This is a genomic window from Pseudomonas sp. R45(2017) (assembly GCF_002112305.1).
GTDB classification, from domain to species: domain Bacteria; phylum Pseudomonadota; class Gammaproteobacteria; order Pseudomonadales; family Pseudomonadaceae; genus Aquipseudomonas; species Aquipseudomonas paraglycinae.
Window position 1 is genome coordinate 207127 of sequence record NZ_NEHH01000005.1, and the last position, 18974, is coordinate 226100.

The 18974-nt window shown below is 61.3% G+C and carries 17 protein-coding genes and 1 riboswitch; of the genes, 9 read left to right on the plus strand and 8 right to left on the minus strand.

Annotated elements, in window-relative coordinates; translation table 11 throughout:
* Positions 1 to 154: 154 nt before the first annotated feature.
* A riboswitch (S-adenosyl-L-homocysteine riboswitch) is annotated at positions 155 to 253 on the plus strand.
* A gap of 23 nt (positions 254 to 276) precedes the next feature.
* From ahcY to CAF74_RS13470, 5 genes are all read left to right on the plus strand, one after another.
* Entirely contained in the window at positions 277 to 1686 is a 1410-nt protein-coding gene (gene ahcY, locus CAF74_RS13450; RefSeq protein ID WP_007961892.1) for an adenosylhomocysteinase, read from the plus strand.
* A gap of 192 nt (positions 1687 to 1878) precedes the next feature.
* The gene (metF, locus tag CAF74_RS13455; RefSeq protein ID WP_065261847.1) at positions 1879 to 2724 is read left to right on the plus strand and encodes a methylenetetrahydrofolate reductase [NAD(P)H]; all 846 of its coding nucleotides are present in this window, start codon (positions 1879 to 1881) and stop codon (positions 2722 to 2724) included.
* 77 nt (positions 2725 to 2801) lie between these two features.
* Entirely contained in the window at positions 2802 to 3884 is a 1083-nt protein-coding gene (locus tag CAF74_RS13460) for a hypothetical protein (RefSeq protein ID WP_085746669.1), read from the plus strand.
* 87 nt (positions 3885 to 3971) lie between these two features.
* Positions 3972 to 4784, plus strand: coding sequence for an ABC transporter substrate-binding protein (locus CAF74_RS13465; RefSeq protein ID WP_085746670.1), 813 nt, complete (start codon positions 3972 to 3974; stop codon positions 4782 to 4784).
* A 222-nt stretch (positions 4785 to 5006) separates the two neighbouring features.
* Positions 5007 to 6881 carry a DEAD/DEAH box helicase gene (locus tag CAF74_RS13470; protein ID WP_085746671.1) on the plus strand — a complete coding sequence of 625 codons (1875 nt, stop codon included), beginning with the start codon at positions 5007 to 5009 and terminating at the stop codon, positions 6879 to 6881.
* A 139-nt stretch (positions 6882 to 7020) separates the two neighbouring features.
* Here CAF74_RS13470 and CAF74_RS13475 read toward each other — a convergent pair whose 3' ends face one another.
* The 3 genes from CAF74_RS13475 to CAF74_RS13485 form a co-directional block, all read right to left on the minus strand.
* The gene (locus CAF74_RS13475) at positions 7021 to 7599 is read right to left on the minus strand and encodes a YceI family protein (RefSeq protein WP_045121911.1); all 579 of its coding nucleotides are present in this window, start codon (positions 7597 to 7599) and stop codon (positions 7021 to 7023) included.
* A gap of 32 nt (positions 7600 to 7631) precedes the next feature.
* Positions 7632 to 8183: a cytochrome b gene (locus CAF74_RS13480; RefSeq protein ID WP_007959675.1), complete on the minus strand. Its 552-nt coding sequence runs from the start codon at positions 8181 to 8183 to the stop codon at positions 7632 to 7634.
* Positions 8184 to 8398: 215 nt separating this feature from the next.
* Positions 8399 to 10177 carry a flavin monoamine oxidase family protein gene (locus tag CAF74_RS13485; protein WP_085746672.1) on the minus strand — a complete coding sequence of 593 codons (1779 nt, stop codon included), beginning with the start codon at positions 10175 to 10177 and terminating at the stop codon, positions 8399 to 8401.
* 223 nt (positions 10178 to 10400) lie between these two features.
* Here CAF74_RS13485 and CAF74_RS13490 point away from each other — a divergent pair, with 223 nt between their 5' ends.
* On the plus strand, positions 10401 to 11807 hold the full coding sequence (locus CAF74_RS13490; RefSeq protein WP_085746673.1) for an adenosylmethionine--8-amino-7-oxononanoate transaminase: 1407 nt from the start codon (positions 10401 to 10403) through the stop codon (positions 11805 to 11807).
* A gap of 161 nt (positions 11808 to 11968) precedes the next feature.
* Positions 11969 to 12688 carry a 16S rRNA (uracil(1498)-N(3))-methyltransferase gene (locus CAF74_RS13495; protein ID WP_085746674.1) on the plus strand — a complete coding sequence of 240 codons (720 nt, stop codon included), beginning with the start codon at positions 11969 to 11971 and terminating at the stop codon, positions 12686 to 12688.
* Positions 12689 to 12692: 4 nt separating this feature from the next.
* Here CAF74_RS13495 and CAF74_RS13500 read toward each other — a convergent pair whose 3' ends face one another.
* Complete coding sequence (locus CAF74_RS13500) at positions 12693 to 13595, minus strand: transporter substrate-binding domain-containing protein (protein ID WP_085746675.1); 903 nt, start codon at positions 13593 to 13595, stop codon at positions 12693 to 12695.
* A 41-nt stretch (positions 13596 to 13636) separates the two neighbouring features.
* On the minus strand, positions 13637 to 14878 hold the full coding sequence (locus CAF74_RS13505; protein ID WP_085746676.1) for a D-amino acid dehydrogenase: 1242 nt from the start codon (positions 14876 to 14878) through the stop codon (positions 13637 to 13639).
* Positions 14879 to 14986: 108 nt separating this feature from the next.
* Here CAF74_RS13505 and CAF74_RS13510 point away from each other — a divergent pair, with 108 nt between their 5' ends.
* On the plus strand, positions 14987 to 15898 hold the full coding sequence (locus CAF74_RS13510; RefSeq protein WP_085746677.1) for a LysR family transcriptional regulator: 912 nt from the start codon (positions 14987 to 14989) through the stop codon (positions 15896 to 15898).
* Here CAF74_RS13510 and CAF74_RS13515 read toward each other — a convergent pair.
* Entirely contained in the window at positions 15895 to 16512 is a 618-nt protein-coding gene (locus CAF74_RS13515; protein ID WP_085746678.1) for a hemolysin III family protein, read from the minus strand. The two genes, CAF74_RS13510 and CAF74_RS13515, sit on opposite strands and share 4 nt — an antisense overlap.
* A gap of 141 nt (positions 16513 to 16653) precedes the next feature.
* Here CAF74_RS13515 and CAF74_RS13520 point away from each other — a divergent pair, with 141 nt between their 5' ends.
* The gene (locus tag CAF74_RS13520; protein ID WP_064600041.1) at positions 16654 to 17574 is read left to right on the plus strand and encodes a LysR substrate-binding domain-containing protein; all 921 of its coding nucleotides are present in this window, start codon (positions 16654 to 16656) and stop codon (positions 17572 to 17574) included.
* A 201-nt stretch (positions 17575 to 17775) separates the two neighbouring features.
* Here the strand turns inward: CAF74_RS13520 and madM are convergent, their stop codons facing one another.
* Positions 17776 to 18540 (minus strand): malonate transporter subunit MadM, encoded by a 765-nt coding sequence (gene madM / locus CAF74_RS13525; protein WP_007953314.1) that lies wholly within the window; start codon positions 18538 to 18540, stop codon positions 17776 to 17778.
* Position 18541: 1 nt separating this feature from the next.
* On the minus strand, positions 18542 to 18958 hold the full coding sequence (gene madL / locus CAF74_RS13530) for a malonate transporter subunit MadL (RefSeq protein ID WP_007953315.1): 417 nt from the start codon (positions 18956 to 18958) through the stop codon (positions 18542 to 18544).
* Between the last annotated feature and the right edge of the window lie 16 nt (positions 18959 to 18974).

Here is an 18974-nt window from a genome sequence, read left to right on the forward strand (position 1 = left end):
AGACTGAGCGGTCATGCTCCATGAGGCTTCTACTATGGTCGCGATTGGCGATCTTCATCTGGCCGACAGAAACCCTTTGGAAGATCAGTCTAGACGGCTATAATCGCCCCCGTTTCAAAACGGTAACCTTCACTTGGTACCGTTTTCCCGCCACCTGTCCGAGGGGCGCTGCAGCAGGTTCAACCTGTCAGGCTCGGATGGGGCGTTGACCGGCTCAGGCCGGACACTAAACGCACAACGGCGCCCATTCGCATACATTACGAATGGAGGCTCTTCATGAGCGCTGTTATCACGCCTGCAGATTTTAACGATTACAAAGTTGCCGACATGTCCCTGGCTGCCTGGGGCCGTCGCGAAACCATCATCGCCGAGTCGGAAATGCCGGCCCTGATGGGTCTGCGCCGCAAGTACGCTTCCGAGCAGCCGCTGAAAGGCGCAAAAATCCTCGGCTGCATCCACATGACCATTCAGACCGCCGTGCTGATCGAAACCCTGGTTGCCCTGGGTGCCGAAGTGCGCTGGTCGTCCTGCAACATTTTCTCGACTCAGGATCAGGCCGCCGCTTCCATCGCCGCTGCCGGCATCCCGGTATTCGCCTGGAAAGGCGAGACTGAAGAAGAGTACGAGTGGTGCCTGGAGCAGACCATCCTGAAAGATGGCCAGCCATGGGACGCCAACATGATCCTCGACGACGGCGGCGACCTGACCGAGCTGCTGCACAAGAAATACCCACAGGTTCTGGACCGCGTTCACGGCGTGACCGAAGAAACCACCACCGGCGTGCACCGCCTGCTGGACATGCTGGCCAAAGGCGAGCTGAAAATCCCGGCCATCAACGTCAACGACTCGGTGACCAAGTCCAAGAACGACAACAAGTACGGCTGCCGTCACAGCCTGAACGACGCCATCAAGCGCGGCACCGACCACCTGCTGTCCGGCAAGCAAGCGCTGGTCATCGGCTACGGTGACGTGGGCAAGGGCTCGGCCCAGTCCCTGCGTCAGGAAGGCATGATCGTCAAGGTTTCCGAAGTTGACCCGATCTGCGCCATGCAAGCCTGCATGGACGGTTTCGAACTGGTTTCGCCGTTCATCGACGGTATCAACGACGGCACCGAAGCAAGCATCGACAAAGCGCTGCTGGGCAAGATCGACCTGATCGTGACCACCACCGGTAACGTCAACGTTTGCGACGCAAACATGCTCAAAGCCCTGAAGAAGCGCGCCGTTGTCTGCAACATCGGTCACTTCGACAACGAAATCGACACCGCTTTCATGCGCAAGAACTGGGCATGGGAAGAAGTGAAGCCACAGGTACACAAGATCCACCGTACCGGCCCGGGCGCTTTCGACGCTCAGAACGACGACTACCTGATCCTGCTGGCCGAAGGCCGTCTGGTGAACCTGGGCAACGCTACCGGTCACCCAAGCCGCATCATGGACGGTTCGTTCGCCAACCAGGTTCTGGCGCAGATCTTCCTGTTCGGCCAGAAGTACGCCGACCTGTCGCCAGCCCAGAAAGCCGAGCGTCTGACCGTTGAAGTACTGCCGAAGAAACTCGACGAAGAAGTGGCCCTGGAAATGGTCCGCGGCTTCGGCGGCGTGGTCACTCAACTGACCAAGCAACAGGCTGACTACATCGGCGTGACCGTCGAAGGCCCGTTCAAGCCGCACGCTTACCGCTACTAAGACAAGAGCAGCTGCGAGCTACAAGCTTCAAGCGGCAAGCAAGGTCAAAAGCCGGACTTGCCGTACGAAGCTTGAGAGCTCTGCCCCTATTTCAGAACAGTTTCAGGCAGTAGGTTTCACGCACGAGAGATCAGCGCACCTCCGCTTCTCTCGCAGCTTGTAGCTTGCCGCTCGTAACTGGAGGCTTCCTCCATGTCCCAAGAACGTCGCTACAGCTTCGAGTTCTTCCCGACCAAGACCGATGCTGGGCATGAAAAACTGCTCGCCACTGCCCGTCAGTTGGCCACCTACAACCCTGACTTCTTTTCCTGCACCTACGGCGCGGGCGGTTCGACCCGTGACCGCACGCTGAACACCGTTCTGCAGCTGGAAAGCGAAGTCAAAATCCCCGCCGCCCCGCACCTGTCGTGCGTCGGCGACAGCAAGGACGACCTGCGCGGCCTGCTGAACGAGTACAAGGCCGCCGGCATCAAGCGCATCGTCGCCCTGCGCGGTGACCTGCCATCCGGCATGGGCATGACCAGCGGCGAGCTGCGTCACGCCAATGAACTGGTTGAATTCATTCGTGAAGAAACCGGCAATCATTTCCACATCGAAGTCGCCGCCTACCCGGAGATGCATCCGCAAGCGCGCAACTACGAAGACGATCTCGCCAACTTCGTGCGCAAGGCCCGTGCCGGCGCCGACAGCGCGATCACCCAGTACTTCTTCAACGCCGACAGCTACTTCTACTTTGTCGACCGGTTGCAGGCGCTGGGCGTGGACATTCCGGTCGTTCCGGGCATCATGCCAATCACCAACTACAGCAAACTCGCACGCTTCTCCGATGCCTGCGGTGCGGAAATCCCGCGCTGGATCCGCAAGCAACTGGAAGCCTACGGCGATGACAGCCAGAGCATTCAGCGCTTTGGTGAACAGGTCGTCAGCGAGATGTGCGAACGCCTGCTGCAAGGCGGCGCGCCTGGCCTGCACTTCTATTCCATGAACCAGGCGGAACCGAGCCTGGCGATCTGGAATAATCTGAAGTTGCCGCGCTAAACGATTCAAGACAGTAAAAAGTGCCCTCTTCAGAGGGCCTTTTTACATTTAAAAGTACCAATGGAATATTGTCGTCAATGATCTGCGATTCTTCGAACCCACGCCCTCAACTCGTCTACCTGGTTTTTGGCTCTGAAACCTATCACCAGGAAGCCGTGTTCAGCATCGCGAGTGCCCTGGCCTGGCTTCGTGAATCACCGGATGTGACGATTGATATCCAGGTGTTCAGTGACAATCCGCAGCCTTACGAAAAACTCCCGGTACGAGTGCGTCCCCTCGATGCTGCCACCCGTCAGCGCTGGAGCGAACCTCACGGCTACCACTTCCGCACCAAACACGTTGCCTTGCGAACGGTGCTCGAAGAGTCCGAGACAGCCTTGCTGATCGACACCGACACTTTTTTTCATTGCTCGCCAGTCAAACTGTTCGAACGGGTGCAACCCGGCACGCTGCTGTGCAATGACTACTACTTGCAATACGGCACCAACAAGGAAAACCTGCTCTACAGCGCTCTGTCGAAAACCCTGCTGGAGAGAGGCCTGGCTGACGATCAAATGATGCTGCTCAACTCTGGCGTCATCGGCCTGCATCGCCAGGATGCGCAAGTGCTTGATCGCTCGATTGCGCTGATCGACGAGCTGTTCCCGCTCGCCCAAGGTGCCTACACCCTGGAAGAGTTCTGCCTGTCAGTGGCAGCCTATCGCACACTGGACATCAAGAAGTGTCCGGACCTGATTCATCACTACTGGAGCCGCAAGCAGCTGTTCAGGGCCAAGGTTCAGGCCTGGGTCGCCAAGCATGGCGACAACCCGACCTGTCAGGCTGCACTGGATGACACCCGTCTCGTTTCCGCGCGACTGCCACGTCCGCCACGTATGCAGCGCATGCTTTACAAAGTCATCACCCTGATGCTGCCCGCGCACCTTCGCCAGTTCATTCGCGAAATTCTCTACGGTTGCTATAAGCACCCCAACGAATTCGACCAGGCCTGCGCACCGGTGTGGTGGGAAAAGGCACTGAAAAACCAGCAGGAAAGGATTGGCAAGAAAGTTTGTCAGCATTTGCTGGAAGAATGGTTCAGCAGAAGACTGGTCAGACTGGTTCTGGGCTCGCGCTACACGACAATTCATCAGCACCTGCTCAATTCATCCGGCAAATAGCGGCATCGCATCGAAACTCTTCGCTTGCAGCGTTAAACATGCATGCCAGAGCTTCTCATCAGGCGATTCGCGTACTAACCTCAGGCCATGCCTGTCATTGTCCAGTTGCTGAGTGTTTTGCTGTTTACTTGCCTGAGCTTCGCTGCTCGGGGCGAGAAGTTGCGCATTGTCACCGAGCCATGGGCGCCGTATGTCTATGAACAAGGCGGCAAGAATCTCGGGCTGGACTACGAAACCACTGCCATCGTATTCAAGCGCTTGGGCATCGAAGTCGAATGGCAGTTTTTGCCCTGGAAACGTTGCCTGTCGATGCTCGAAACCGGCCAGGCCGACGGCGCGCTGGACATCTTCCACAGCGACGAACGCGACGCCACCCTGCTCTACCCTAGCGAACCGCTGTCGGACGTCGAGTTCGTGATGTTCTACGCCAACGAGCGTCCGCACCCTTTTCACAGCCTTGAAGACCTCAAAGGCCTGACGGTCGGCACCTCGCCGGGCTATCTGTACAGCCCCGACTTTCGCGAATCGACCCTGTTCACCCGCGAGCCGGCCCCGACCCACGAAGCCAATTTCGGCAAACTGGTGCGCGGGCGCATCGACCTGCTGATCACTGATCGCCGCGTGGGTCAGCATTTGCTCGATGAACTGGGCATTCGCGACAAGATCACGGAAAACCCCACGGTCATCAGCCGCCAGAGCCAGTTTCTGGCCGTGCGGCGCAATGCCGGGATGGATTTGCTGGTGCAGCGCTTCGGCGCCGAACTCAAGCGTTTCAAGCGCGAACCGGCCTATGCCGAGCTCAGCGCCCGCTACGGCGCGGCCCCCGCCCTGACGGCGCCACTGGGCAGTGCAACCGCCAGCGGCAAAACCGTTGAGCAGCAGGAAAGCGGCGCGCAGTGATTGCTCTGTTATACTCCGGCGTTCCCGCCAGGCTCACGCCCGGACGCCCGGAACCGTAACAGGCCTCCCGACCCGCTACAGCGCAGCTTTTCAGCCCGCGCGAGCGCTCCGGACGTGCCTTCGGAACCGCAGCAGGACCGGACGGGATTGCGTCCTCTTAAACGCCATTCGCGCCAGGCAAGACTCCCATTGGGCCAAGCCCTAACTGAAACAGGATTACTCATGTCCTTTGCTTCCCTCGGTCTCTCCGAGGCTTTGGTCCGCGCTATCGAAGATGCGGGCTATACCGAGCCTACTCCGGTGCAACAGCGGGCCATTCCCGCCGTGTTGCAAGGTCGCGACCTGATGGTTGCGGCACAGACAGGTACCGGTAAAACCGGCGGCTTCGCCCTTCCGATCCTGGAGCGGCTGTTCCCCAACGGCCACCCGGACAAATCCCAGCGTCACGGCCCGCGCCAACCGCGCGTGCTGGTCCTGACCCCGACCCGCGAACTCGCGGCCCAGGTTCACGACAGCTTCAAGATCTACGCCCGTGACCTGAAATTCGTCAGTGCCTGCATCTTCGGCGGCGTCGGCATGAACCCGCAGGTTCAGGCCATGTCCCGTGGCGTGGACGTCCTCGTTGCGTGCCCGGGTCGTCTGCTCGACCTGTGCGGCCAGGGCAGCGTCGATCTGTCCCACGTTGAAATCCTCGTGCTCGACGAAGCCGACCGCATGCTCGACATGGGCTTCGTCCACGACGTGAAGAAAGTCCTCGCGCGTCTGCCGGCCAAGCGTCAGAACCTGCTGTTTTCGGCGACCTTCTCCAAAGACATCACGGATCTTGCCGGCAAGCTGCTGCACAACCCGGAACGCATCGAAGTGACGCCGCCGAACACCACGGTCGAGCGCATCGAACAACGCGTATTCCGCCTGCCAGCCAGCCACAAGCGTGCGCTGCTGGCCCACCTGATCACCGCCGGCGCGTGGGAACAGGTGCTGGTGTTCACCCGCACCAAGCACGGCGCCAACCGTCTGGCCGAGTACCTGGACAAGCACGGCCTGCCGGCTGTAGCGATCCACGGTAACAAGAGCCAGAACGCCCGCACCAAAGCTCTGGCCGACTTCAAGGCCGGTGAAGTGCGCATCCTGGTTGCCACCGACATCGCGGCGCGCGGTCTGGACATCGACCAGTTGCCACACGTGGTCAACTTCGAACTGCCGAACGTCGATGAAGACTACGTGCACCGTATCGGCCGCACTGGCCGTGCCGGTCGTTCGGGCGAGGCGATCTCGCTGGTCGCACCGGACGAAGAAAAACTGCTGAAAAGCATCGAACGCATGACCAAGCAGAAAATCGCCGACGGCGACCTGATGGGTTTCGATGCCAGCAACATCGAGGCCGAGAAGCCCGAAGCCCGTGAACGTCCGGACATGCGCAACCCGCGCAACGCCCGTGGCCCACGCGGCGACGGCCCGAATGGCGGCGGCGGTGGCGGTCGTAAAGACAAAGGCAAAGACAAGGGCAAGGAAAAACCGGCCGGCGAACGCGGTGAGCGTGGCGAGCGTCCAGCCCGTCAACAAAAGCCGCGTGAAGGCACCCCGGCCCGCGAACAGCGCCAGCCAAGCCAGCCGCCACGCGCCGCTGCTGACCGTGCTCCGGACGAATTCCTCGACGACGATATCGATAACTTCGGTAACCGCGTCGATTACGTGCCGAAGCAGGCTCCGGCCGGTGGTCGCAACCGTCGTCCAGGCGCTCCGGCGCAAGGCGCAGGTTCGGGCGCACCCCGCGGCGGTCAGCCACAAGGTCGCCAGAACGGCCCACGCAACAGCAACGGTTCGAGCACCGGCACTCCGCCAGGCAAGCGCAGCGGCCCACGCAACGGTGCTCCGCGTGACGGTCAGGGTCGTCGCGATGAAAACCCGCGCAACCGCCGCCCGGCCCGTGACGATCAGCAACGCGCTGAACCGGCCGTGCAGAACCCGCGCAGCAGCGGGCCGAAGATCATGCACAAGGAATCGAAAGCCGACCGCTTCCCGACGCCTGAGCAGCTGGATCAACTGCCAAGCCGCCCACGCGGTGAAAAACCGGCCTTGCTGACCCGCAATCGCTGAGTTTTCCACCGCAATGAAAAATGCCCCGGCCTGAAAACCGGGGCATTTTTTTGCGCGTTGCTCAGACGAGATTTACGACAAGCAATAAAAAACGCCCCCGATCGCAAGACCGGGGGCGTTTTTGTGTGGCCGGCGAAAATTACTTCGCTTTCACACCTTCAAACGAAACGTACAGCTCGACCGCGTCGGACTTCGGACCCAGGTCTTTCTGCTTGCCGAAATCGGAACGCTTGATGGTGGTGGTGCCTTCGAAGCCGGCACGGTAGCCACCCCATGGATCCTTGCCTTCGCCCAGGAAGGTCGCCTTCACGACCACTGGCTTGGTGACGCCCAGGATGGTCAGGTCGCCGGTCACGTCAGCGGTGTTGGCACCGGTGGACTTGACGCTGGTGGAGACGAAGGTCGCCTTGGCAAACTTGCTGGCGTTCAGGAAGTCAGCGCTGGCGATGTGCTTGTCGCGCTCGGCGTGGTTGGTGAACACACTGGCGGTGTTCACGTTGAACTCGATCTTGCTGTCTTCAGGCTTGGCAGCGTCGAAGCTGAACTTGCCATCGATGTCCTTGAAGGTACCGGTGATGAAGCTGTAGCCCAGGTGGCTGATCTTGAAGTCGACGAAGGCGTGCTGGCCTTCTTTGTCAACCACGTAGTCAGCGGCCATCACGTTGGCGGACAGGACGGCAGAGCCGATTGCCAGAGCGGCCAGAGTCTTTTTCAACATGCTTTGTTTTCCTTTGGAGTCGAGGTTGAACATCAGGCTTTGCGCCCCAGCATTCGTGTCAGGGTCGCATCACGATCGATAAAGTGGTGCTTCAATGCTGCCAACGCATGAAGGCCGGAAAAAATTACCAGCGCCCATGCCAGCCAGAGATGAATCACACCGGCGGTATCTGCCTGATCCGGTAGTCCGGAAACCAGTGCAGGAACTTCAAACAGGCCAAACACCGGGATCCCGACACCGTCTGCGGTGGAAATCAGGTAACCGGCAATCATCACGGCGAACAGCGCAAGGTAGAGGAACCCATGGCCAAACTTCGCACCGATGCGGGTCATGCGGCTGTAGCTTTGCAACGTTGGCGGCGGTGGACTGACAAAGCGCCACAACACCCGCAACACCATCACACCCAGCAGCACCAGACCGATGCTCTTGTGCAGATCCGGCGCGTCTTTGCGCCAGGTGCTGTAGTAATCCAGCCCCACCATCCACAGACCCAGCGCGAACAGCCCGAAGACCACCAGCGCCACGCCCCAGTGCATGAAGATGCTGACCCAACCGTAGCGCGAAGAAGAGTTACGTAGCTGCATTGCCCAAATCCTGTGAGAACTGCGAACCAAGACTAGCGAGTTATCTATCGAATTAAAGCGGAAAATTTCGCTTTGAAATATCGAGAAATACGATCAAGAGTCTTGAACAGGGGAGTTAAGGAAAGATTAAAGACAAAAGTGTGGCGGGATGTTGTGAATCACGGGCAAAAAAAAGCGCGGCCTGAAAGCCGCGCTTTTTCATTTACCGCAAAGCCTTACTGCGCTTTGGTCTCGGTGGTTGCCGCCGGTTTAGCCGCTGGCTTCGCCGGTTCAGCTTTTTTCGCCGCTGGTTTGGCCGGAGCTTTTTTCGCTTCGGTCTTCGCCGCCGGTTTCTTCGCTGCTGGCTTGGCTGCCGCTTTCTTGGCTGGCTCGGCTTTTACCGGAACTGCTGGCTTCGGTGCTTCCACCGGGGCTGGCGCAGGAGCCGGGGTCGGTGCAGGCGCTGGGGCGGCTGGAGCAGGTGCCGGCTCTGGCGCTTTTACCGGTTCCGGTTTCTTGTCGTCGTCCGAACCGCCGAACAGGTTGGTGAAGAAGTTGCCTTTCTTCGCCGCCACTGCCGCACCCGCTGCACCTGCCGCTGCGGCGGTGGCTGCTGCCGGGCCGACTTTGGCCGGTTCGAAGGATTTGCCCGCCGCCAGGTCTTCAACCTGACTGGCCGCGCGCTGACCGGTGCGCAGTGCGCCTTCCAGCGTGCCCGGGTACAAGGTGTCGGTGTGTTCGCCGGCAAACGCTACGCGCTGCAGCGGACGCTCCCACAGGCGCCAGAATTTGCTGATCTGGCCAGGGCCGAAGGCCAGGTAGGAACCACCGGTCGATGGATCGGTGCTGTAGCGACGGATTTCATAACCGGTGAACGAGCCACGGGCCTGTGGATAAAACGTGTGCAGACGAATCAGCACCTGATCGACCATCTGCTTGTCGCCGAAGGCCTGCATGACGCGGGCGTTGTCGCCGGACAGGTTGATCACCACGTTCGCGCCGCCCTTCAGGGCTGGCTCGATCCACAACATGCCCAGGCCGGTGTTGCTATAGATCTCGCCGGACATCCGCGCCTTGCTTTCCCATACCGGCGTCTTGAACTTCAGCATGATCTGGTCGCGCCAGCCGTAGTTGGTGCCTTTGATCGCGGCCAGGTGCTGGGCGTCCAGCGCCGGAGTCAGCTGGATCTTGTTGAGGGCGCGCAACGGCACCGCCAGCACAACGTAATCGGCCTGGTAGCCAACGCTGCCGACCTTGACGGTCACGCCGTCCTTGTCCTGGGTGATGGCAGATACTGGCGAGTTGGTCTTGATGGTTTTCAGCTGTTTGACGAAGGCCTGGGCCAGCACCGGGCTGCCACCGACCAGACGCGAAGCGCGCAGGTCACGGTCGGACACGCCGCGATACACCCGGCTCTGCTGCGCGAAGTACAGCAGCGACAGGCGCGAAGGCTCGTCGTAGTGGGTGCGGATGTCCTGGTTGATCAGCTGACGTGCGGTGGCCGGCAGGTTCTGCTTGTCGAGCCAGCTCGAGACGTTGATCTGGTCCAGAGCGTGCAGGGTGTTGGTCGCCGCCGGGTTCTGCGGATCGTCGATCGAGCGCGCCAGATCGTCACGGGTTTTCTCGTAGCGCTTCAGCGCTTCGGCCGTGGCAGGCTGTTTGGCGGTCAGGTCGGCGGCGGAAAAATACTCGCCGTCGATCAGGTAACCCGGAGTCCGTACGAATTCAGGCGCCGGCGTGGTGTTCAGCTTGAAGGTCGATACGTATTTGTTCAGCACCGGTTGAGTCTTGTCGTTGCCGATCCACTCGCTGGTGGCCATGCCCGAGCGACCGCCCAGGCTCGGTTTGGCTTCGAGCAGCGTGACCTGCCAGCCCTTGTTCTGCAGTTCGTAAGCCGCCGTCAGGCCCGACAGGCCGCCGCCGATCACGATTGCGGTTTTATCCTTGGCCAGCGCCGTAACGCTAAACAGCCCCAACACCACTAGCGCACAGGCGCGCAGCCAACCGACAGACATTCAGCGAACTCCGGATAAACACGTAGGAAAATGCAGTTTTGCGGGTCAGACGACCCAAAGAACCGCGAAGAATACGTCAGCCATCAAAACGCCGCCAGCGACGTCTATCGGCCCATACAAAGTAGCTCAATCGACACAATGGGTTGTCCCGGCGCGACGCATTGCATAGGCTTGCGCGATTGTTTGCCCGCGCCTGACGCGAGCCGCCTCGAGGAGACTGAACATGGGCTTGAACAACCAGTGGATGCAACGCGATCTCGCGGTGCTGTGGCATCCCTGCACCCAGATGAAAGACCACGAACAGCTGCCGCTGATTCCGATCAAGCGCGGTGAAGGCGTCTGGCTGGAAGACTTCGAAGGCAAGCGTTATCTGGATGCGGTCAGCTCCTGGTGGGTCAACGTGTTCGGCCACGCCAACCCGCGCATCAACCAGCGCATCAAGGATCAGGTCGATCAGCTGGAACACGTGATTCTGGCCGGTTTCAGCCATCAGCCAGTGATCGAGCTGTCCGAGCGTCTGGTGAAGATGACGCCGGAAGGCCTGAACCGGGTGTTCTACGCCGATAACGGTTCGTCCTGCATCGAAGTCGCGCTGAAAATGAGCTTTCACTACTGGCTCAACCGCGGCCAGCCGAACAAGAAGCGCTTCGTGACCCTGACCAACAGCTATCACGGCGAAACCATGGCGGCGATGGCGGTCGGTGACGTGCCGTTGTTCACCGAAACCTACAAAGCCCTGCTGATGGACACCATCAAGGTGCCGAGCCCGGATTGTTACCTGCGCCCGCAGGGCATGAGCTGGGAAGAGCATTCGCGCAACATGTTCGCGGCCATGGAACAGACGCTGGCCGAGAACCACGACAGCGTCGCTGCCGTGATCGTCGAGCCGCTGATCCAGGGCGCCGGCGGCATGCGCATGTACCACCCGGTCTATCTCAAGCTTTTGCGCGAAGCCTGCGACCGTTACGGCGTGCATCTGATTCACGACGAAATCGCCGTCGGCTTCGGCCGCACCGGGACGATGTTCGCCTGCGAGCAGGCCGGCATCCGCCCGGACTTCCTGTGCCTGTCGAAAGCCCTGACCGGCGGTTATCTGCCGTTGGCGGCGTGCCTGACCACCGACGAGGTGTACAGCGCCTTCTACGACGATTACCCGACCCTGCGTGCCTTCCTGCATTCGCACAGCTACACCGGCAACCCGCTGGCCTGTGCGGCGGCATTGGCGACCCTGGATATTTTCGAGCAGGACAACGTGATCGAGAACAACCGGGCGCTGGCCCAGCGCATGGCGTCGGCGACAGCGCATCTGGTGGATCATCCGAATGTTTCGGAAGTGCGTCAGACCGGCATGGTCCTGGCGATCGAGATGGTCAAGGACAAAGCCACGAAAGAGGCTTATCCGTGGCAGGAACGTCGCGGTCTGAAGGTGTTCCAGCATGCGCTGGAGCGTGGCGCGTTGCTGCGTCCGCTGGGCAGCGTGGTGTATTTCCTGCCGCCGTACGTGATCACCCCGAAGCAGATCGACTTCCTCGCCGAAGTCGCCAGCGAAGGCATCGACATCGCCACCCGTGACAGCGTCAGTGTGGCGGTGCCGAAGGATTTCCATCCCGGGTTCCGTGATCCGGGCTGATCTAACTTACTTGAGTTGAAGGCTCGTTCCCACGTCGAGGCGTCGAACCGTTTGCGTGGGAATGCCTCACCGGACGCTCTGCGTCCGCTCTTGGGACGCAGAGCGTCCCGAGCTGCATTCCCACGCGGAGCGTGGGAACGATCTAATCAGAGAGACCCGAAATGAGACTGTCCCGCTTCTTTATCGACGCCCCGCTCAGCACCGGCGAACACGAACTGCCGGAAGCCCAGGCGCATTACATCAGCCGCGTGCTGCGCATGACCGAGGGCGATGCGGTGCAGATGTTCGACGGCTCCGGCCACGAGTTTCGCGGATCGCTGGTGGAAGTCGGCAAGAAACGCGTGGTGGTGCAGATCGACGAGCAGTTCGCCGGTCAGGTCGAATCACCGCTGCAAATCCACCTCGGCCAGGGCCTGTCCCGGGGCGAGCGGATGGACTGGGCAATCCAGAAAGCCACCGAGCTGGGCGTGACTGAAATCACCCCGATCTTCAGCGAGCGCTGCGAAGTCCGCCTCAAGGACGAACGCGCCGACAAACGCCTGCTGCACTGGCGTCAGGTGGCGATCAGCGCTTGCGAGCAATGCGGTCGTTCGCGAGTACCGGTGATTCATCCACCACTGTTGCTGGCCGACTGGCTGAAACAGACGCAAGCCGAACTGAAACTGGTGCTGCACCCGGTGGCCGAGCCGCTGGTCAGCCATGCCAAACCATCGACCCTGGCGTTCCTGATCGGCCCCGAAGGCGGCCTGTCCGACACCGAAGTCGAGCAAGCCAAGGCCAACGGTTTCCACGCCGCCCGCCTCGGCCCGCGCGTGCTGCGCACCGAGACTGCGCCGGTTGTGGCGCTGGCGGTGGCGCAGCAACTGTGGGGTGATTTCTAACCCGTCACTGCACCGGATCACTGGTTGGTCTGGCAATGATTGCCTTGAGTTCGCTGGTCATCGGGAACTCAAGGTTCAGGCCCTTCGGCGGGATCGGCTGTTCGAACCACTTGCGGTAGATCCCGTTGATCTCCCCCGAGCTGTACAGGTCGGCCAGCACACCGTTGACCAGCGCGAGAAATTGCGGATCATCCTTGCGCACCATGCAGCTGTAGATTTCCCGCGACTGCTCCTCCCCCACCACGACCCAGTTGTGCGGATCGCGCGCCTTGGCCCGTTCGCCGTAAAGCAGCGCATCGTCCATGTAGAACGCCGCCGCGCGTCCCGATTGCAGCATCTGGAACGCCTCGCCGTGATCCTTGGCGCTAATCACGAACATTTTCAGTTTGTGGTCGAGGTTGTAGCTCTTCAGATAACGCTCGTTAGTGGTGCCGGCGGTGGTCACCACGTTCTTGCCGCGCAGGTCGTCGAAGCTGTGGATGCCGCTGTCCCTGGCGGTCAGCAGCTGCCCTTTGACGTAGATGAAACCGTAGGAAAACGCGACCTGTTTCTGCCGTTCGGCGGTCACTCCGGTGGAGCCGCATTCAAGGTCGACCGTGCCGTTCTGCACCAGCGGAATCCGCGTCTGCGACGTCACCAGGTTGTACTTCACCTTCAGCTCCGGCAACGCCAGTTGCTGCTGGATGCGCTCGACGATCTTGTCCGCCAGTTCCACCGAATACCCCATCGGCTGACCGGTGTGATCGCCCACATACGAGAACGGCACCGACGCATCGCGATAACCCAGGGTGATGCTGTTGGTGCTGGCAATCTTGCCGAGCGTACCGGTCAGCGGCACTTCATTGGCCTGCGCCTGAGCGCCGAAAACCAGCGCCAGAGTGCAGCCGAGCAACGTGATTTTTTGCATTGTTATTCTCCGTTGTGGGTGGGGTGTTTTAGCAGAAACCGTCACGCCGCACGGGGATTGAACCCGTGCAGATCAATGGATGTGCGCTGCTGGCCGATCAGTTCGCTGAGCAACTGCCCGCTGCCGCAGGCCAGGGTGAAACCCAGCGCGCCGTGGCCGAGGTTGAGCCACAGATTGCGATACGCCGTGGCGCCCAGCAGCGGAACGCCGGTGGGGGTGGCCGGGCGCATGCCGGCCCACTCCACGGCCGCGTCGTAGTTGCCGGCGTCGGGAAAGGTGTCGCGGGCCTGACGTTTGATCAGCGCCAGCCGCTCAGGATCCACCGCCGGGTCGAAACCGACGATGTCGACCATCGCCGCTACGCGCAGTTGTTCGCCGATACGCGCGTAGACGATCTTGCGGTCGTAGTCGGTGATGCTCACGTCCGGTGCTCGATGCTCGTCGCCGATCGGCACGGTCAGGCTGTAGCCCTTCAGCGGGTACAACGGCAGGCGCAGGCCGGGAAGCGCCAGCAACGGGCTGCGATGGCCGGCGGCGATTACCAGTTGTTCGACCGGCAGGGTTTCGTCGTCAAGCTCAATCGCCGTGACGACGCCGTGGCTGTGACGAATGCCGGTGACTGCCTGACCAAGGCGAAACTCGCAGCGACCCGACGCCTTCAATCGCGCCGCCAACTGCTGGCAGAAGCCGTGACAATCGCCGACTTCTTCATCCGGCGTGTAGATCGCGCCTACAAACGGCGCATCGGCCAGTGCCGGTTCCAGTTGCGCACATTCGGTGGCGGACAAAACCTGCTGTTGCTGCGGATCGGCCAGGCCTTTGCGTGCATGCTCGAAGCTGGAGGCGTTGCGGAAGGTCACCAGTTTGCCGTTGCGCCGCCAGTTGAAACCGACCAGCCCGTCGTCCTCGCGCCAGCGTTTCAGGGTGCTCTGGCTGAACAGCGCCAGACGCAACAGATGCGCGGCGTTTTCGCGGTTGACCGAGGTGCGGCACGCGGCGAGAAACGAGGCCATCCAGCGCCATTGCGCCGGGTCCAGGCGTGGGCGCAGCTTGAGCGGTGAATCGCCGCGCAGCATCCAGCCGATCGCCTGCAGCGGCACGCCGGCATCGGCCAGCGGTGCAACGTAGCGATAGGACAACTGGCCGCCATTGGCGAAGCTGGTTTCACTGCCCAGCGACCGCCGCGCCTCGACCACCGTCACCTCGAAGCCGTCGCGCACCAGCGCCCAGGCCGTTGCCAGCCCGATCACGCCGCCGCCGATGATGCACACACGCTGAGCCATGTCCGTCCTTAACAGTTCTTGAAGACGAGGCCGAGGTTAGGGTGAGGTGACAGGCGCCGAACAATGAATAAAGATGCCAGACCTATAAACAAAGGTTATGGGATCGTCATGCGCCTTCGTCACATCGAGATTTTCCAGGCCATTCGCCAGACCGGCTCGGTCAGCGCTGCTGCGCAGTTGCTGCATGTCTCGCAACCGGCGGTGACCAAGGTGTTGCAGCACGCCGAGCAGCAGTTGGGTTTTCCATTGTTTCTGCGAGTGCGCGGAAAGTTGCAGGCGACCCCGGAAGCGCTGGAGCTGGAGCGCGAAGTCGACAAGGTCACCGAAAGCCTGCAAGGCGTGCGGCGTCTGGCCCAGAGCCTGCGCCGCGAGCCCGGCCACAGCCTGCGGATCGGCGCGACCCCGGCGCTGGCGCTGTCGTTGCTGCCGCCGGCGATCCAGCAATGGACGGCGCAATTCCCGGACATCGCCTGCGAACTGTCGAGCGCCCACAGCCGCGAGCTGATGCAGAACCTGCTGATGCGCGAAGTGGACGTGGCGCTGACGTTGCAGTTGCCGGACCATCCGGGGCTGAAGGCCCAGGCATTGGCTTCGGGGGTGCTGGTGGCGCTGGCGCCGAAAGGTTATTGGCCGGAGGAAGATGCCGGTCAGCCGTTGCCGCTGATGGCTCTGGCCGGGGCGCCGCTGATCGGCCTGTCTAGCGCCGATCCATTGGCCGCCCGCCTCGATAGTTATCTCGAAGCGGTCGAACCGCCGCCGCGTGTGCGGATCGCCGTGCAGACGTATTCGCTGGCGCGAGCGATGGTGGAGTCTGGCGCTGGTGTCACGGTGATCGATCCGTTCACCGCGCTGGGTGCCTCACCGGCCACCACCACTATCCGCCCTCTCGCCCCGCCGCTGCCGATCACGCTGTACGCCGTTACCCGCGCCACCGAGCCACCGCCGCATACGCTGCATGATTTGCTGCAGATCTTCAGTCAGCGCGCCGGCGAACAACTCGGTCGGCTGATGGGCGCTTAAAGGACGTAAAACAGAATCGCCACAAAATGCAGCAGGCTCCCGGCGATCACGAACAGATGCCAGATCCCGTGGGCATGTCGCAACCGGTGATCAAGGGCAAAAAAGATGATCCCCACGGTGTACAGCACACCGCCCGAGGCCAGCCAGGCAAACCCCGCCGTCCCGAGCGCTGCTATCAGCGGCTTTACCGCCACCAGCACGATCCAGCCCATCACCGCGTAGATCACGATCGACAGGATCCGCGCCTCCGAGCGCGGCTTGATCTCTTGCAGAATGCCTATCAGCGCCAGCCCCCAGACAATCCCGAACAACGTCCAGCCCCACGGCCCGCGCAAAGTCACCAGGCAGAACGGCGTGTAACTGCCGGCGATCAGCAAGTAGATCGAAAAGTGATCGACCTTCATCATGATCGCTTTCTTGCGCCCGCGCACGCTGTGGTAAACGGTGGACGCGCTGTAGAGCACCAGCAAGGTGAAGGCGTAAATCGCCACGCTGACGATCTTCCACGGGCTGCCGTCGAGGCTGGCGATCACCAGCATCCAGACGCCTCCGACAAACGCCGCTACCGCACCGACCAGATGCGTCCAGGCGTTCAGTTTTTCTCCGTGATACATGTGTCGCACACCTCGATTTCGTTACCGCAACACGCAAGGCTCGGGCCTTGAGCGTAAAAGCGCAATGTTTCCGTTCAACGCGGGCCTGCGTCTGTCCTGATATTTGGGCACAATCGACCGATACCAAGAAGAGTCCGCGCCATGCTGATCGACGAAGAATTGACCCTGAAGAAACTCGAGGTGTTCCTCGCCTTCATGCGTACCGGCAACCTCGCCCGCGCCGCCGCCGAGTTGCAGACCAGCAACGTCAGCGTGCACCGCGCGATCCATTCGCTGGAAAGCGCCCTGCGCTGCCCGTTGTTCAAACACGAAGGACGCAACCTGACGCCGCTGGAGAGTGCCTACGTGCTCGAAGAGCGGGCGCAGAAACTGATTCAGGACGTAGTCGAAAGCGTGCGCCTGACCCGCGAAGCCGCCGGGTTCTCGGCCGAGCGCTTCAAGCTCGGCTCGCTGTATTCGCTGACAGTGAAAACCGTGCCGCAGCTGATCATGGGTTTGAAGATCCGCCGCAGCGAACTCAACATCGACCTGATCCTCGGCTCGAACATCGACCTGCTCTACAAGCTGAAAAACATGGAAGTCGACGCGATCCTGGTGTCGCTGGACGACACCGTCAACGACCCGGACTGCGAGCAGATTCCGCTGTTTTCCGACGACATCTTCCTCGCCACCCCGGCCGATTCCCGCTTCGCCCAACGCAGCGAAGTGGATCTGGCGGAGGTGCGCGACGAAACCTTCATCACCCTCACCCAAGGCTTCGCCACCCACCAGGACGGCATCCGAGTGTTCCGGCAGGCGGGGTTCGAGCCGAAGGTAGCGATGCAGGTCAACGACATCTTCACCCTGCTGAGCATGGTCAGTTCCGGGGTCGGTTACGCGTTGCTGCCGGGGAGGATTGCGGCGGTGTACGAGAACCGGGTGAAGCTGATTCCGTTGCAGGAGAAGTACCGGTTGCAGCAGCACATCGGGGTGGTGTTTTTGAAGGCAAAAGAGCGGGATCCGAATTTGCTGGCTTTGCTGGCGGAGTGTCGGATGTATGCGAATCGCCAGTTGGCGGTGTGATTAAAAGCAGATCAAAAGCTTACCCCCTCACCCCAGCCCTCTCCCCCAAGGGGGCGAGGGGGAAAGGGAGCAGATCTCCATCGGTTTCGAGTCCTGAGTTCGACACGGAAATTTCAGGTCGATAAAGCTGACCCATCCAACTCGGTCGGTCCCCTCTCCCTCCGGGAGAGGGTTAGGGTTAGGGTGAGGGGCTTTTGACGTTCAGCCAACAATCCCGCGAACGATGAAGAACAGCAGCGATGGCCCAAGCAGGCACCCAAGTCCGGTGTGGAAGGTCGCGGTCAACGCCCCATAAGGCACCAACCGCCGATCCGTCGCCGCCAGCCCCGCCGTCACGCCACTCACGGTCCCAGCCAGCCCGCCGAACACCATCGCCGAGCGCGGATTGTCGAGGCCCATCCAGCGCGCCGCCACCGGCGTGCCGACCATCACCAGAATCGCCTTGATCAACCCGGTGGCAATCGACAGCGCCATCACATCCGAAGTCGCGCCAATCGCCGCACCAGTCACCGGCCCGACGATGTAAGTCACCGCACCGGCGCCGATGGTGGTCATGCTCACCGCATCGCGATAACCGAACGCGTAAGCCATGCACGCGCCGACAATGAACGGCAGGATCGTGCCCAGCAGCAGCGCAATCACGCCGATCATCCCGGCCTTCTTCGCCTCGGTCGCCTGCACTTCAAACGCCGTGGCAACGATCGCGAAATCCCGCAGCATCGCGCCGCCCATCAGACCGATGCCGGAGAACAGCGTCAGATCCGCCAGCCCCTTCTGCCCGCCCGTCATCGTCCCGCCGACCCAGGCCAGCACCAGGCCGATGACGATGGCAATCGCCGAGCCGTGAATCCGCCCGAAGGTCAGGCGTTTGGAGAGAATCACCGAGACCCACATGATTACGCCGACGAAGGCGAACGCGGTGATCAGACCGTTGTGTTCCAGACCTTTTTCAATGAGATCCCACATATCAGCGACCTCCTACCGGCGTGCCGACCGGGGAGATTTCCGCCGGTTCGTCGGGCAATGGCTCGCCCTTGTGGGTGCGGCTGATCAAGGCAATCGTGCAGCCACAGACCACCACCGAACCGATCGCCGCCAGCACCGCCACCGGGCCGCCGTGCAGGGCGGTGACGACGTTCTGTTGCGCGGCCATAGCCACCACCACCGGAATGTACATGGCGCCCCAGAAGCCGACGCCCATCTCGCAATCCTTGGTCATGCCGCCGCGTTTCTGCATCCACAACCGCGCGCAGATCAACAGGATCATGGCGATGCCGACCCCGCCGACGTTGGATTTGACCCCCAGCAGCACGCCGAGCAGGTCACCCATGATCACCCCTGCCAGCGTACAGATCGCCAGCAGCGCCACACCGTAAATAATCATTGTTGTAGTCCTCAAA